Here is a 13,949-nt window from a genome sequence, read left to right on the forward strand (position 1 = left end):
TCGCTATCAGCAGAAACGAGAGTGAGATTGTGTTGAATTGCTGTTGCTGCTATCCAAAGATCATGATCGCTAAATCCCAAATTTTCAATGCTAAAATTACGACCTTTGCTTTTCTCTTGGGGAGCAAAATAATTAAAAACCGATGATTTTAGACGACTGTAAATAATGGCAGTTTCTTCATCAATAAAATATAAATCAACGTCGGACAAAAAAACCTGAACTGCACCTAAATTTTGAGATTTTAGTGCTGATTTTTCTGTCATATATAGCAGTTCTGCATAAGTGATAATGCTAATGCCAATGGTAACAGAGGAGGAAGATTTTAAGGTATCGGTAACTTGAGGATTACCATTAATAATGTAGCTACAGTGATTAGTATCGAGCAAATAAGACATAGTGACAAAAATTAAAACTGCGTTTGAGAACGAGTTTCTTCAACTAAACGCAGACAATCTTCCAAATCATCACCATGCCAAGTTCCAGTATAATGTAGTAAATCACCTGCTTTTTTACCTCGCTTAATGGGAGAAATACGACGTAATGGGCGTTGATTTACGGTGTTTTTTTCCTGAATAGAGTCGATAAAATCACTAACTAAGGAAAGCTGTTCTGGTGCTAGTTGGGATATCTGTTGTTCAACTTTTTGATGTAGTTCTAAATAAGTCATGTTTACCTCGTTTTTATAGAAAGACAAAATACTTGATTGATTCTATTTTATAGAGATATCCGGTAAGCGTAAAACTCAGTGTCTTTAGACCTGAGATATAAGCGACTCGTGCGGTAATAAAGCGCATAGAGTTTTTCTTTTTATAAAGATTGGTTAAAATGAGCAAAGGTTTATCGCCTTTGTATTTGATGATGTTATACTATTCACAACAGGAATGGTAATCAACCTGTATAAAAACCTAACTGCCTAACGGCAATCTGTACCTTGACAATTGAGGATATAGGGTTCTATTCCATAGTTTTAGTTTCCTACCCAGGAATAGGTAAAATCTTCATGGGAGCTAGACAACACAGAATTTAAACTCAAGCAAAATTTGCAGTAATGCAACTACCTTCGGGCAGAGGGAAAGTTAACGCTTGGGGAGAGAACCACCTCTGGCTTAGATACCGCAAGGGTTCTAAGTTAAGTGGACTCGTTGAACCAAGAATCTCAGCGGCTTTAGCCCTGAGAGTGTCAACTCATAGCCATACCTTCGGTGCGCTTCGCTATCGCACTTCCTAAAATCATCCTACAAGCGATTACTAGGTCGCGCTTCGCTATCGCTCTTGCAAAAATCGCACAAACGAGGATAGCGAAATGCTTGCAGCGGTGCTTAGGCGATCGCTTTTCACCAAACTGCCGTACCTCAGGCAATTTTCGTGTTACGTAGTGATTCTACTTGGGTGAAATACTATCTGCAAATAATACCAGAAGTATCTTACTCACGGTCAAATTCACTTGGCAATTTTTGAATAACGAAGTCTAGAACTAAAGTAGCCATCTCCAATGCCTCCTCAGCTTCGGATCTTTCCGGCTCAATTACATCCCCTGGATATCGAAATTCTGTTGCATAAGGGGTCAAAGTATCCGCTATATCTTTTAAATCATGAAACCCAGGTTCAAACAATGAACAGATATCTAACAAAACATCCAAATCATGGGTTTTTTTGACTACCTGCTCTTGATATGTCAAATAAGCCTTTAATGCTTTTTCGGCAGCCTGTTGACAATGGTAAACAACAGCATCCAACAGAGATTCTTCATTATTAATAAGTAACACATACGCAGCCTTTAAATCTCGCTGGCTCTTGATTAACCACTGTCTAGTTTCTGCAAATTTTGCGTTATCCATACAGGAGTTTACCCTGACGTATTACTTGATTGACTAGTGAGTTGGCTACACTAGCCTTGAGTTCAACTTCTGAGCGGGTCATCACCAGAATATCTTTTGGAATACCAATACCACGCAAAGCTTTATATGCCTGACGCGCTCGACGATAGCGTGGTTCATCTGATTTTGAGATAATCACCAATAAATCAATATCGCTATCCTCGGTCGGTTCACCGTAAGCATAAGAGCCGAACAAAAAAATCTGTTCTGGTTCGAGCGCGCTCACCAGTCGGTTAGTAATTTCATTTAGAAAGTGAGTGCTTAAATGCTTGGCAGCCATAAAATTTAACTTATTCTAATACTTTCTCTAAAATACACTAAATAAGATGGGGCAATGAACTTTTGCAAAATTTTGAACAACCAAAGCGATCGCCATGATTAATATTAGTATAGATTAGGCTGGTTTTAGAGAATTCCTTGCAGCAGCACTGAAGCGATCGCTATGAGTAGTATTTTTAGAAAGGGCAAGTATAGATTAGTATGGCTGGTTTTAGCGATCGCCCTTGGCTTATCTACTATAATTTCTGTGAGGATAGCGATCGCGTAAGCGCTGCTGCAAGCAGTTCGCTACTATTGTCCTTAGTAGTCAAGGGATTGTGGTTACACCTCTTGCTGTACCTTCAGCCTGTGACAAGTCAGAATCTCTGATGCGGGTCTGAAGATAAACTATCTAAAAACTGACTCGGTGTAACAATCAAGATATCTCGAAAAGGATGCAGTTCTAATAAGTCTTTGTCTCCTGTGATAATATGAGTGGCATTTCCAGAAATGGCTAATTCTAAGAATTTATTATCTTTAGGATCTCGACAAATATCAATTGTTTCATTAATTGTGATTAATTCTGTTTCTCTAGCTAAACTGGCTAAAAAGTCTTCACGAATTTTTCTCGATAGATAGCGGTCAAATTTTGGACGACTGAGTACATCAATTAATTCTGATAAAATTTCCACAGAAATTAAGATTACTCCGTTTTGTTTGGCTTCTCTAAGAGCTTGCATTGTGGTAGATTTAGAGAAGATTAATGCACTGACAATTACATTTGTATCAATTACGATACGGTTAGTTTTCATCCTTGAGAATAGATTCTAAAATTTCCGGGGTCATTCCCTTAGCAATGGCTTGTTGACTCGCTTCTTCCATGATATCTAAGAGTGGTTTTTGACTGACTGCTTTTTGTAGCATTATGTTGAGAAATATTTGGATTTTTTGCTGTTTTTCTGGTTCTGCTTCTCGGTACGCTTTGGCAATTTCTGGGTCAACTTGAATGGTAATGTTTTCCATGATAAGTTACAAGTTAATTAGTCTAGTTTTATTATAGCGATCGCCAGTTATTTCTGTTTTACACTATCCTGAATTATCTTAATCTCCTCTTCTGTTAACCTATACAATTTGTACACTATAGGGTGTGTTGGCTAGTGTTAAGGATGTTTTAGATGAGATGCAAGCACAGGGAATGAGAATTTCAGACCCGCTGTATGTGCAGGTTTTGACTTTTTTGATGGCATATCTACGAATACAGTTACTAATTTTACATCTATGGTGAGCGATCGCTACTGCATTGAATATTTTAAAAATCTCTAAACCAATTAATTCTGTAGGGGCAAACCCCCTGTGGTTGCCCATAAATCAGGGTAGCCACGGGGCGCTACCCCTACATTAAATCCAAAGGTCAAAAGCGATCGCTAATATTGTCCTTTCTCCAGAAACTAACTCAATCAAATTAATCTTTGAGAGGTTCTTTGTTCACGCTCAATCCTTGATATATATATCTCTGGTTTATGTTCTTGAATAGTTAATCTCTATTTTAGAATTTATAATTTTTACCAGCCATTTAAACCAAGAATTTTATGTTTTATTAGCTGATAAGCATAACCTAAAGAATGAGCAATTGGCATTGTTAATAAGACTATTCCACAGAAAAACCAGCGACTTAAAAAGGATGGTATTTTACCTTTATCACCTCGCCAAATTTCTGACTCGAAACTAGTTCTTGATTTTAATGTGACTCGCAGACTTTCTAAAAATGGTAATAACAGCCCTAAGATAACTAATATTACCATAGGTAGCCCCAGTCGAGGAAACAGTAAATCAATTAACAACAATAAAGTTATTGATGATATTACCAAAAATGGTACTATGCCTCTTATTTGGGACTTGATAGAGTGTTTAATGCTGGTTAAATAACGACCTCGACCGTATTTAAAATATTGAATATAGAGAGACTTGAATGTTTTTCGGGGATAGTACCAAACACGGATTTTGGAACTGATGTAGATTACATTTTGATCTTTTTTAAGTAGTTTTTGGTTTAGTTCCGCATCTTCATTAGCAGTTGCTTCTGTTGAATAACCTGATACTTCTGTCAAAGCCTTCTTCCAAAAACACCCTAAATAAACAGTTTCTGCATAACCGTTATAATTTGGGTCTCTATATTTTGCGCCTCCACTGCCTAAAATACTCTTGGAACTTAGAGCTATTCCCGCTTGAAAAGGTGTTTTAGCGGCAAAACGTTGCGCTCCACCCACATTTAGAGCTTTGGATTCTAGTAATGCTTCTACACATTTTTCTATATAGTCAGGAGCGTAGTCTGAATGAGCATCGGCTCTAAGGAAAATATCACCCGTGCATTCCTGTAATATGAGATTTAGTCCAGCAGATTGAACCTTTAAAGGGTTATGTATGAGTTTAATTCGGGAATCTTGTGTAGATAATCTTTTTACTATCTCTTGAGTGTTGTCATTACTCCCACCATCAGCGATTATGACTTCAATTAAATTCTGATATTCTGTTGCTAAGAAACCTTTGATTACTCGTTCTATATTAGCTGATTCGTTGTAAGTTGGAATAGATATACTTACAGATGGATTACTTTCTAATATTGATGATGTAAATAAATTTGAATTAATCATGATTAGATGATTCATTTTAGGTGGGAATGGATATACTTACAGATGGATCACTTTCTAATATTGATGATGTAAATAAATTTGGCTGCCCTAAACTTCCTTTGATAAATTAATACTAAAAAATACCTGATATAAATAGGTTTCGCTAAAATATAATGTAACTGTTCACACTCCCCCCTATCTTTAACGAGAGATCAAGGGTTTCGATCATTTTAGAGGGGGGGGAGTGAATAACTACAATATAATCAAAGATTAAATAAAAATATGTTTTCTGATTCTTGAATAGTTATATTGCCAATATTTAGCTATAGAATACTTTGATAAGGCAAATAAAATCCTTGTGTAATAAAGGCAAAATATATTTTTAATAGCATAGAAATAATAATAACTATAGTAACAGTTTTTTCAGTTAAATTAGATTTAAATACATAGGGTAGATAACTGATAATTATTGCTTCAAATGGTCTGCCAAAAATAATTGTTCTCCCAGAAAAATTTTGAGATACACCTAGAAATAAAGCAAATATAGCATAATATACAGAGCAGATAATTAAAAAACTTTTATTTTCTGCCTTAAGCTTTATTAACTTATCTCCAAATAGCACAAATGACAGCAATGTAATTGTATTTGATAACAAAATTATTATATTTCTAGACTCATAGTCTAAACCAGGATTCAAATATTCTTGCCCGTCGATATAGGATGAAAATCTAAAGAAATTTAATCCTTGCAATAAATAACTAATCAATTGAACTAAAGGATTTTGTCCGCGATTAATTAAAATTAATAAATTTATTAAGAAAGAGCTTATAACTACAATTCTTAATTTAAATTTATTTGAACAAAAACTAATGAGTAGCAATGTTAAGCTACTAATATGAAACTGAATTGCAAGTAGCCAATAAAAAGTCGATAAAAATCTCGTTTTTTTCAAGAAATATATTGTACCAACACAACCTAGAACTAAGGCAATAGCCTGGCGATTTCCGCCCCAAAATATGACATAAATATTTGAATAAAGAAACAAGCCAAATATCCATTTATTACAAGCAAAAGATTCTAGTAAGTAATAAAGTAATGCGTATAATCCAGATATTAATATTAAAAGTAAATTATAATTTACGTTTAATTTAGAAAATAAATAATTAAAGAAAAGATATCCTAATTCAAAGTGAGATAACCAATAATTATCAGCATTTTTAAACATATCATAATAGATATCCCAGTCAGATCCAGTTTCATATCTAAGTCCTGAAAATAATACACATAAAATTATTAGAACAAATAAAATATAGTTTTCAACAGTAGAAAAGTGACTATTTTTTGGGTTTTTTGGAAACAGTAACATTCCCAGGATAAAAAAGCACGGAAGAATATAGTAAATCATATATAATAGTTATTACAATTTATTCGCATTATCTTTTAAATAATTGACTAGTTGTTCTGTTGTTCTTTCCCAGGAAAGATGTTCTTCCACAAAATTTCTAGACCATGTTGCAATTTCGCTACGCAGTTCATGACTATTTATCAATCGAGAAGCCTTATCTATATAAGATTTAGAATCCGTGGCTACACATAATTCCTTCAAATGATCCATTTCAGGTTGAAAAATCATTCTAGGTGGGAAAATAGCTGGTATTCCATATGCAAATGATGTAATGAGTTTGTTTTGAATACCACTCGCCACCTTTAGGGGGAATATCATCATATCAATAGAAGGAAGAATTTCTTCCAAATTTTCAATAAATCCTGTAAAGAATAAATCAGGTACATTACTAAATTTAGCTTGTATAGAAGGATTCTCTCTACCGATAATATAAAGTTGAAGATTGCCAAACTGCTTCTTTAATGGTGGAAAAATCTCTTCTATCAATATTTCTACGGCTTCTTGGTTTGGATACCAGTTTAGGCTTCCTATGAAGCCTATTCTAAATTCGGATAAAATAGTAGGCTTCGTGATTAAGTTTTTTTCAGGAATATCAACACCATTAGTAACAACTAAGATATTTTTATGTCCATCATTTTTTCTTGTTTCTTCTAAATATTCACGTTCTTTTATGGTTGATAAAATAGTTATATCAGATTTATTCAAACATAGAATTTCTTCTTGCAATAATCGTTCTTTTTCAAGTGAATAATAAATTTTTCTAAAAACTGATTTAGGGTTAGACTCAGAATAATGTAATGAGTTCGCATCCACTAAATCAGTGATAAAAAATTTGGCAGATCGAATATTTTGAATATTTATTGCTGTATAAATCCAACTAAAGTAAACAAAATCATATTCAGAACTTTCAATAAAGTTTATTAACTTATAATTAATAAATCTTTTATGGAATGAGGAACAAGTGAAAAAAGACTTAAGAGTTCTAATCAAAACCTCAAGCTTTGAATTGGGAATGTATATTAACTTGCGAAAAGGTAAATCATCAATGTTTTCTAAGCACGAGTAATTTTGATATGCTATATCAACATGAAAGTGTTTATTTAGCTGTCTGGCAATACCAATTTCTCTAATTTTTACACCATGATTATTTGATGATGCTATATCTCTTGTAACGAATAGAATTGATTTCATAGTTGTCAAAAATTTATTATACAAGAATCCGGTTTGATTCCTGAATTTACTTATGTAGTCAGGGAACAAGGAAGATAGAATTGATAGCTACTAAGCTACTAAGTCTTGTATGGATACGCCAAGCAAGCTATCAGAAATCAAATATAGGACTCCGGTTTGATTCCTGAATTTTCCTGCGTAGGAAGGCAAGAGGCAAAAGGATTTGAAAATATGAAGGTGTACCGAGTTTTGTTCAAAATCAAATAGGAGTCCTATAGGAGTTTTATGTATCTTATTAAAAATTACTAATTTTTAAATTGCATATCAATTAATATACTATCATACATAAATATGTTATTAGCATGATTTGATATTAAATTTTCATTCTTAATGCTCGACAAAAGTATAAAGTATGTTTATACTAATTATTAGTAATAGCCTCATAAAAACTACGACCAAAATTCTCGACATCAAATTCTGAAATAATCTTTAATTTATTTTTTTTTATAAAATCTGTATTATCCATATTTTTAATTCGTAATAAAGATTTGATAAATGAGTCGCTGTCACAACAATCAAATAACCACTCTTCTGGTAGAACCTCCTTCATTCCATCTCGATTCGAGGCAAGAACAGGAACATTATGATACATGGACTCTAGCATTACTAAAGGCAAACCCTCGAAACGTGAAGGTATTAACACGACATCTAGAGACGAGTATACAAAGGATAGGTCATCATGCCAGGGAATAAAAATTACATATTCAGCTAATCCTTGCTGATTAACCATTGACTCTAAGGCATAACGATCTGGTCCATCTCCAACAACTAATAACTTAAAGTTTCCTAACTGATCTACATTTTCTGACAATGCATTAATCAAAAAATCATGTCCTTTCTGCTTAAATTGTATGCGACCCACAATCCCCATAACATAATTAACGTTTGTTATTCCATAATTATTTAGTATATTTGTACTATTTTCTAAACTGCTGGTTTGACAATATAAGTTAGTATCTATACCACAATAAACTACACGAATTTTCTCTGAAGAAACGCCGTGTCTAATAATCTGCTGACTCATGCTATTACTTACAGTAATAAACCGATTAGGCAATTTATAAAAATATTGATTAACTATATCTCTAATTACGCCTAATCGGAATTCAATCTCTGCAAGTTTAAATGCCATTGGAATATAGCTAATGATTTTACAACCAGATTTATAAGCAGCAAGTAATCCTAATGAAGATAGTTCAATACCACCTTGTGATACTATCACTACTTCGGGCTTGTATGTGTTAATAATGTTGCGAATTATACCAATTTTTCTTAATGAAAATAATGTTCTTATGCTTTGTAGACTTCCAGACTTGAAATTGAGAGTATAAAGAGAAACTCTATTTTCATTTCCTTCTACTAAAAACTTTAGCTTCTCATGTAGCTTTTTATTACCACGATAAAAAATAAATCCTATATCTAGATTTGTATGCCTTATTAAGTAGCTTACCGCATAAACGGTTGCAACTTCATGACCACCAAAAACATCCGAATCGTCATAAAATAATATCTTCATAGCTAATTCCAACTGGAAAATCAAAGTATTTTATTTATTACTTGGCTAATACACAACGGTGTAAGTGAATGAACCATTTTTAAGCCTTGTAATCTATCAAATTTTCAGAGCTTTTAATGGTCATGTTATTTACACTAACCTGTACTAGTATCACAAAAAATACAAGCTAAATCAAAATCAGTTTCTTTAACAAGATATTTCAATGCATCTAGTAAAGTTTTTTCATGACCTCCAAAGTCTAATGTATCATTATAGAAAAAGTATCCTCATAATTCAATAATTACTCCCTAAATTTATAAAAAAAGTACGGACATCAGTATTCGGTATATCTCTAGCCCATTTTTTTACATCAAAATCGGTTTAATTATTTGTTTTTACTTAATATGCACAATGTGTTTAGATAGTATTTTTTCGGTAGATAATCTCCCACTAATTTGCTTAAAACAATGACAACCGAGTTAATTACTATTCGAGATATCAAGCCTATCAGAAAAAACAGATTTTTACTGAAATTTTTGCTATTCATTCTGATCCACATATTGTCTAGAACAGTTGCGACTACTTCCAATTCATTGCCTGATGTAATTAATTCTACAATATTTAAGTTATTATCTCTTGCACATTGTGTAATTTGGTAAGGTGTGAGCCTAACAAAGTCAAAAGGTTCTTCATGAAGAGGATAAGTAAAAGGCACTGTTATGATGATTACTCCTCCAGGTTTAATCAGTCTAGATAATTCCTTAAACGCTTTGTAGGTATCAGAAACATGCTCTAGCACTTCAGTACAAATGATTAAATCTAGTGAATAACTTGTCAGTGGTATCTCTGTTATTGGTGCAACTACATCTACTGTATTTTGTGAATTTTGAATAATATCTACACCTATATATGTTGCGTTCATACCTTTAATCAAATCACAAAATGGCTGCTCTCCACAGGCAATATCCACTACTGTAAAGCCAGGGGATAGATATTTTGTGATACTATCAACAATAAATTTCCGAATATGACTGACAACAAAATAATCTCCGTTGTATAAGTTAACTGAATAAGTCGAATAAGTCTTTTTTCTTTTGACTAAATTCAATGATGACTCTTTCATGTTGTAAAGATATTAATATAAATGTGGTAATGACTTACAGTAACACTCCATTACAGCCTATGGCAAGTTTAGTCACAAGCTAAAATTTTTAAGTGTAAGTACAGTAATATAGTGAACTGAGATACATTTAATTATATTTAGCATTTTGACTGAAATGTTGTTTATATTTTAACTGAAAATAGTAATAGCCTCTTAGTATTAGCATTAGCAAACGCCAGAAATAAAAATATATTTTGTTTTTACTCCTATCTACATAAGATTGATATTGAGCGCGTAGAAATAAGTTGTTGATCCCAGAAAAATGACTGAAGACTTTACCAGATATGATATGAAAATCTTTTCTTTTACTATTTGTGTCCACTCCTGGTGTAACTTCTTGTCGTATTCTTACTCTATAAGCATAAGCACGAGTATCTATAAATCCATAAGCTTGTTTTGCTAACAATCGTAAACACATATCCCTATCTTCAAAACACATGGTTTCATCATACAGTCCAACACCGATTATTGGGTTGAATGCTTTTTTCTTAAAAACCATAATTTGCATAGGAGGAGTCCAAAACATAATAATTTGCTGTGCCATTAAGTTGGTAAATTGCAAAGCATAACGATTAACATTGTAATATTCTATAGCACTATGACTAACGATATTACTATCTGGATCGATTAAAATTGCATCACTAAACACTGCTAACCATTGTGGATTTTTTTTTAATGCGCTAACTTTAGCTTCTATTCCTCCCTTGATTAGATAATCATCACTAGCCAACAAGACTATATATTCACCTTCTGCAATCGATACCAGACGATTTAAAGTCTTACATATTCCTTGATTTTCTTGAGTTTCAATGTGAAATCTATGAAACTTGCCTTGATGAGATTCTCTCCATTTTTTAGCAACTTCTACAGATTCATCATTTGATCCATCATCAATAATAATTAACTCAATATTAGGATAGTCTTCATTGTAAACGCTATCTAAACACTGTTGAATATATCGAGCATGATTATACATCGGGACTATCACACTAACCAACTCAGACATTTCGTTTAACTCCATTATCACTAGTTTAAATAATATTCCAAGTATAAGCTGATGCTGCCAGTACAAATAAAAAGCCAATAAGACTAACAGAGGCTGTGGTTATTGATGGCAGAAACTTGTATCTATCCCAAACAAACCATAATGTGAAAATTAGATAAGAGATATAACAAGCAAGAATAGAAATTCCAATTCCTTCTAAACTGTCTAATCTGGTTAATGACCAATAACAACCAAACAGTATAGTAGCATTCCAGAAAATTTCTGTCCAGAAAAAGATTTTTAAGTGTTTAAATGCCAATATGGGAAATCCTAATACCCAAGATAACATTTTTAAAAAATCTGCAATTAATAACCACCGGATCAGAGATAAACTAGGAATGAACTCACGGGAAAATAACAATGTAACGATTTGTTGTTTGAAAAATACCATACCCACAATTACTACTGTTGATATTATTGCTATAAACAACAATGTTCTTTCTATCATATCACGAATTAACTGCCGATCTTCAAGCTGACTTAAAGTGGGTAAATAATAGGTACCAAAAGCGCCTGTAATTAGGCTAATATAAGTCCCGCAAAGAGTCCATGCCGCGTCAAATATTCCCACTTCTGCTAAAGAATGCTTTTGAACTATTATTCCACGAACTCCTAACATGATCAGATTTTGAAATAGACTCGTGACTACAGTCACTCCTGCAAAAGAGAAAAAATAACGAGCAGAAACTTTATCGAAACTATTTCGTAAATTATGTAAAAGGGGTTGTAAATATTTATTTCTCCACAGCCACAATCCAAATAATCCTAAGCTAGTTGCTTGAGTAGCCGTCATAATCCCTACTAAAGCCAAATCGTAACCACTTTTGACAGCCATAGCGACTGGATAGCTTAATGCCAAGGTTACAACTGAAGCTAGAGTTTGCACTAGTGCCATGTAGCCCAAAGCACGATGAATATTTAAAACTCCACTTACATATCCCGTAATGACAGTTAAAAAAACGGGAATAGCTAACCCTCTGATTAGAGTAACTGCCATTTCATCTTGACGATTTAGAAGATGTAAGGATAGGGTAGGGGCTAAAACAAACAATAGGATACTAAACAGTGCAGCACTGATGATAAATAAGATCAAAACTGTTTTTAGGTAAGCATCTCGATCATCATCTTGCCTTGATGCTCCTCCTTGTACCAAAGCAGTTTGACCGCCCATTGTTGCCGCAATCAAGGTTGTAGAATGAATTTGACGCAAGATAGAATACAAACCCATTCCCGATGGTCCTATAATACTGGCGATAATCTTGACAGATAAGCTACTTATAACCAGAGATACCGCTGTTCCAGAAACTGTTTTAGTGAAAGCCTTGAGTATCTCACGCATATAAATTTTGAATTGACTTAATCACAAATTGACAGTCACTCTCAGATAGATGTGGTCCCATCGGTAAACTTACCACTTCTTTGGCAATGGTTTCAGTAATTGGTAACTTACCTGCTAAATCATTCATTTCCCCATAAGCCTCTGATAAATGTGGCGGAATCGGATAGTGAATGAGAGTACCAATTCCAGCAGCTTTTAAGCTTTCCTGAAACTTCTCCCGTTCTGGATGACGGATTACAAACAAATGCCATACAGGGTCGGAATAATCAGGGATATTCGGCAAAATTAACCCCGATAAACTAGCTAATTCCTGTAAATAAACATTGGCAATTAATCTCCGTCGTTGATTCCATTCATCAAGTTTGGCTAGTTTTACCCGCAAAAATGCTGCCTGTAATTCATCTAACCGTGAGTTTACACCCTTAACTTCATTATGATACTTAACCCGTGAACCATAATTAGCCAGAACTCGCACCTTATCCGCAATTTTATCATCATTAGTCGTTACCGCACCACCATCGCCAAAGGCACCAAGGTTTTTACCTGGATAAAAACTAAACCCTGCTGCATCTCCTAGATTACCTGCTCTTTGCCCTTGATACTTAGCTCCATGAGCTTGAGCCGCATCTTCAATTACTTTCAACCCATATTTTTTGGCAATTAGATTGATTTGCTCCATATCAGCAGTTTGCCCATATAGGTGAACCGCCATAATTGCCTTTGTCCGAGGTGTAATGGCTGCTTCAATCAGTTTTGGATCAATATTATAGGTTTTCTCATTTGGTTCTACTGGTACTGGTATAGCTCCAGTATAGGAAACTGCTAACCAAGTGGCAATGTAGGTATTAGCAGGGACAATAACTTCATCTCCAGCACCAATTTCTAAAGCCCGCAAGATTAGACATAGGGCATCTAAACCGTTACCAACACCAATACAGTGTTTAGCTTGGCAATAATTGGCAAATTCTGATTCAAATGACTGAACCTCCTTGCCCAAAATATAGAAACCTGAATCAAGTACACAACGACAAGTTGCATCTAGCTCTGATTGAAGTTCTTGATAAGTGGCTTTTAAGTCTAAAAAAGGAATATTCATTGCTTGATTTTCACGGCTTCTAAAAACTCTTGATAGTCTCGATAATAATCAGACTCTTCATAGACTGTGGAGGCTAAGACCATACAAACTGATGCTGATGAAAAATTATCTAGTTCTCGCCAAATCATTGAGCCTAGATACAAGCCATAATAAGACCGACTCATATGAAAGCGTCGTTTTTCATAACCGTCATCTAAAATCACATCAAAGCTTCCAGAAATACTTATGATAAGCTGCTGAAGTTGTTTGTGTGCGTGACCACCGCGTTCAGCACCACCTGGAACATCATACAAGTAATATACACGCTTAATGTCAAAGGGAATATGATGATTTCCTTCAATAAAAGTTAAATTACCACGAGGATCAGTGATTTTTGGGAGTTGAATTAGTTTGCATTCTTTAATACTCAAT

The 13,949-nt window shown here is 33.9% G+C and carries 16 protein-coding genes; 1 reads left to right on the forward strand and 15 read right to left on the reverse strand.

The features are described 5' to 3' along the window. The 6 genes from FJR37_RS08990 to FJR37_RS09020 all read right to left on the reverse strand — a co-directional run. The coding region (locus tag FJR37_RS08990; RefSeq protein WP_168465826.1) for a type II toxin-antitoxin system VapC family toxin at positions 1-395 on the reverse strand (395 nt) is incomplete at its 3' end. 11 nt (positions 396-406) lie between these two features. Then, positions 407-667 carry a hypothetical protein gene (locus FJR37_RS08995; RefSeq protein WP_168465827.1) on the reverse strand — a complete coding sequence of 87 codons (261 nt, stop codon included), beginning with the start codon at positions 665-667 and terminating at the stop codon, positions 407-409. Between the two features lie 757 nt (positions 668-1,424). After that, entirely contained in the window at positions 1,425-1,838 is a 414-nt protein-coding gene (locus FJR37_RS09000) for a HEPN domain-containing protein (RefSeq protein ID WP_039199725.1), read from the reverse strand. Further along, the gene (locus tag FJR37_RS09005) at positions 1,831-2,157 is read right to left on the reverse strand and encodes a nucleotidyltransferase domain-containing protein (protein ID WP_039199727.1); all 327 of its coding nucleotides are present in this window, start codon (positions 2,155-2,157) and stop codon (positions 1,831-1,833) included. The genes FJR37_RS09000 and FJR37_RS09005 overlap by 8 nt, the downstream gene beginning before the upstream one ends. A 355-nt stretch (positions 2,158-2,512) precedes the next feature. Further along, positions 2,513-2,947, reverse strand: coding sequence for a putative toxin-antitoxin system toxin component, PIN family (locus FJR37_RS09015; RefSeq protein ID WP_168465828.1), 435 nt, complete (start codon positions 2,945-2,947; stop codon positions 2,513-2,515). After that, positions 2,937-3,158, reverse strand: a complete 222-nt coding sequence (locus tag FJR37_RS09020) for a hypothetical protein (RefSeq protein WP_039199730.1) — start codon at positions 3,156-3,158, stop codon at positions 2,937-2,939. Before FJR37_RS09020 ends, FJR37_RS09015 begins: the two co-directional genes overlap by 11 nt. A 157-nt stretch (positions 3,159-3,315) precedes the next feature. Between FJR37_RS09020 and FJR37_RS09025 the strand changes: the two genes are divergently transcribed. After that, positions 3,316-3,420, forward strand: a complete 105-nt coding sequence (locus tag FJR37_RS09025; RefSeq protein WP_254434547.1) for a hypothetical protein — start codon at positions 3,316-3,318, stop codon at positions 3,418-3,420. Between the two features lie 277 nt (positions 3,421-3,697). On the opposite strand, the gene FJR37_RS09030 is transcribed toward FJR37_RS09025, so the two are convergent. The 9 genes from FJR37_RS09030 to FJR37_RS09070 all read right to left on the reverse strand — a co-directional run bounded on the left by FJR37_RS09030 (position 3,698) and on the right by FJR37_RS09070 (position 13,948). Next, a complete protein-coding gene (locus FJR37_RS09030; protein ID WP_168465829.1) occupies positions 3,698-4,786 on the reverse strand; it encodes a glycosyltransferase family 2 protein in 1,089 nt (362 codons plus the stop codon). 302 nt (positions 4,787-5,088) lie between these two features. After that, the gene (locus FJR37_RS09035; protein WP_168465830.1) at positions 5,089-6,171 is read right to left on the reverse strand and encodes an EpsG family protein; all 1,083 of its coding nucleotides are present in this window, start codon (positions 6,169-6,171) and stop codon (positions 5,089-5,091) included. Positions 6,172-6,183: 12 nt separating this feature from the next. Continuing rightward, positions 6,184-7,362 carry a glycosyltransferase family 4 protein gene (locus FJR37_RS09040; RefSeq protein WP_168465831.1) on the reverse strand — a complete coding sequence of 393 codons (1,179 nt, stop codon included), beginning with the start codon at positions 7,360-7,362 and terminating at the stop codon, positions 6,184-6,186. 400 nt (positions 7,363-7,762) lie between these two features. Beyond that, the gene (locus tag FJR37_RS09045; protein WP_168465832.1) at positions 7,763-8,917 is read right to left on the reverse strand and encodes a glycosyltransferase family 4 protein; all 1,155 of its coding nucleotides are present in this window, start codon (positions 8,915-8,917) and stop codon (positions 7,763-7,765) included. A gap of 364 nt (positions 8,918-9,281) precedes the next feature. Next, positions 9,282-10,019: a bifunctional 2-polyprenyl-6-hydroxyphenol methylase/3-demethylubiquinol 3-O-methyltransferase UbiG gene (locus FJR37_RS09050; RefSeq protein ID WP_168465833.1), complete on the reverse strand. Its 738-nt coding sequence runs from the start codon at positions 10,017-10,019 to the stop codon at positions 9,282-9,284. Positions 10,020-10,146: 127 nt separating this feature from the next. Further along, the gene (locus FJR37_RS09055; RefSeq protein ID WP_168465834.1) at positions 10,147-11,079 is read right to left on the reverse strand and encodes a glycosyltransferase; all 933 of its coding nucleotides are present in this window, start codon (positions 11,077-11,079) and stop codon (positions 10,147-10,149) included. 10 nt (positions 11,080-11,089) lie between these two features. Then, the gene (locus FJR37_RS09060) at positions 11,090-12,442 is read right to left on the reverse strand and encodes an oligosaccharide flippase family protein (protein WP_168465835.1); all 1,353 of its coding nucleotides are present in this window, start codon (positions 12,440-12,442) and stop codon (positions 11,090-11,092) included. Then, the gene (locus FJR37_RS09065) at positions 12,435-13,538 is read right to left on the reverse strand and encodes a DegT/DnrJ/EryC1/StrS aminotransferase family protein (protein ID WP_168465836.1); all 1,104 of its coding nucleotides are present in this window, start codon (positions 13,536-13,538) and stop codon (positions 12,435-12,437) included. The genes FJR37_RS09060 and FJR37_RS09065 overlap by 8 nt, the downstream gene beginning before the upstream one ends. Then, positions 13,535-13,948: an FdtA/QdtA family cupin domain-containing protein gene (locus FJR37_RS09070; protein ID WP_168465837.1), complete on the reverse strand. Its 414-nt coding sequence runs from the start codon at positions 13,946-13,948 to the stop codon at positions 13,535-13,537. The genes FJR37_RS09065 and FJR37_RS09070 overlap by 4 nt, the downstream gene beginning before the upstream one ends. Position 13,949: the final 1 nt, after the last annotated feature.

The sequence above is a fragment of the Aphanizomenon sp. UHCC 0183 genome, assembly GCF_009712065.1.
GTDB classification, from domain to species: Bacteria; Cyanobacteriota; Cyanobacteriia; order Cyanobacteriales; family Nostocaceae; genus Dolichospermum; species Dolichospermum heterosporum.

What these genes read in the sequence shown, in the direction of transcription:
- FJR37_RS09000 (WP_039199725.1), bottom strand. Translation starts at nt 1,838, where the DNA reads ATGGATAACGCAAAATTTGCAGAAACTAGACAGTGGTTAATCAAGAGC.
- FJR37_RS09055 (WP_168465834.1), bottom strand. Translation starts at nt 11,079, where the DNA reads ATGGAGTTAAACGAAATGTCTGAGTTGGTTAGTGTGATAGTCCCGATG.
- FJR37_RS09035 (WP_168465830.1), bottom strand. Translation starts at nt 6,171, where the DNA reads ATGATTTACTATATTCTTCCGTGCTTTTTTATCCTGGGAATGTTACTG.
- FJR37_RS09025 (WP_254434547.1), top strand. Translation starts at nt 3,316, where the DNA reads ATGCAAGCACAGGGAATGAGAATTTCAGACCCGCTGTATGTGCAGGTT.
- FJR37_RS09005 (WP_039199727.1), bottom strand. Translation starts at nt 2,157, where the DNA reads ATGGCTGCCAAGCATTTAAGCACTCACTTTCTAAATGAAATTACTAAC.
- FJR37_RS09020 (WP_039199730.1), bottom strand. Translation starts at nt 3,158, where the DNA reads ATGGAAAACATTACCATTCAAGTTGACCCAGAAATTGCCAAAGCGTAC.
- FJR37_RS08995 (WP_168465827.1), bottom strand. Translation starts at nt 667, where the DNA reads ATGACTTATTTAGAACTACATCAAAAAGTTGAACAACAGATATCCCAA.
- FJR37_RS09065 (WP_168465836.1), bottom strand. Translation starts at nt 13,538, where the DNA reads ATGAATATTCCTTTTTTAGACTTAAAAGCCACTTATCAAGAACTTCAA.
- FJR37_RS09045 (WP_168465832.1), bottom strand. Translation starts at nt 8,917, where the DNA reads ATGAAGATATTATTTTATGACGATTCGGATGTTTTTGGTGGTCATGAA.
- FJR37_RS09060 (WP_168465835.1), bottom strand. Translation starts at nt 12,442, where the DNA reads ATGCGTGAGATACTCAAGGCTTTCACTAAAACAGTTTCTGGAACAGCG.
- FJR37_RS09040 (WP_168465831.1), bottom strand. Translation starts at nt 7,362, where the DNA reads ATGAAATCAATTCTATTCGTTACAAGAGATATAGCATCATCAAATAAT.
- FJR37_RS09015 (WP_168465828.1), bottom strand. Translation starts at nt 2,947, where the DNA reads ATGAAAACTAACCGTATCGTAATTGATACAAATGTAATTGTCAGTGCA.
- FJR37_RS09050 (WP_168465833.1), bottom strand. Translation starts at nt 10,019, where the DNA reads ATGAAAGAGTCATCATTGAATTTAGTCAAAAGAAAAAAGACTTATTCG.
- FJR37_RS09030 (WP_168465829.1), bottom strand. Translation starts at nt 4,786, where the DNA reads ATGATTAATTCAAATTTATTTACATCATCAATATTAGAAAGTAATCCA.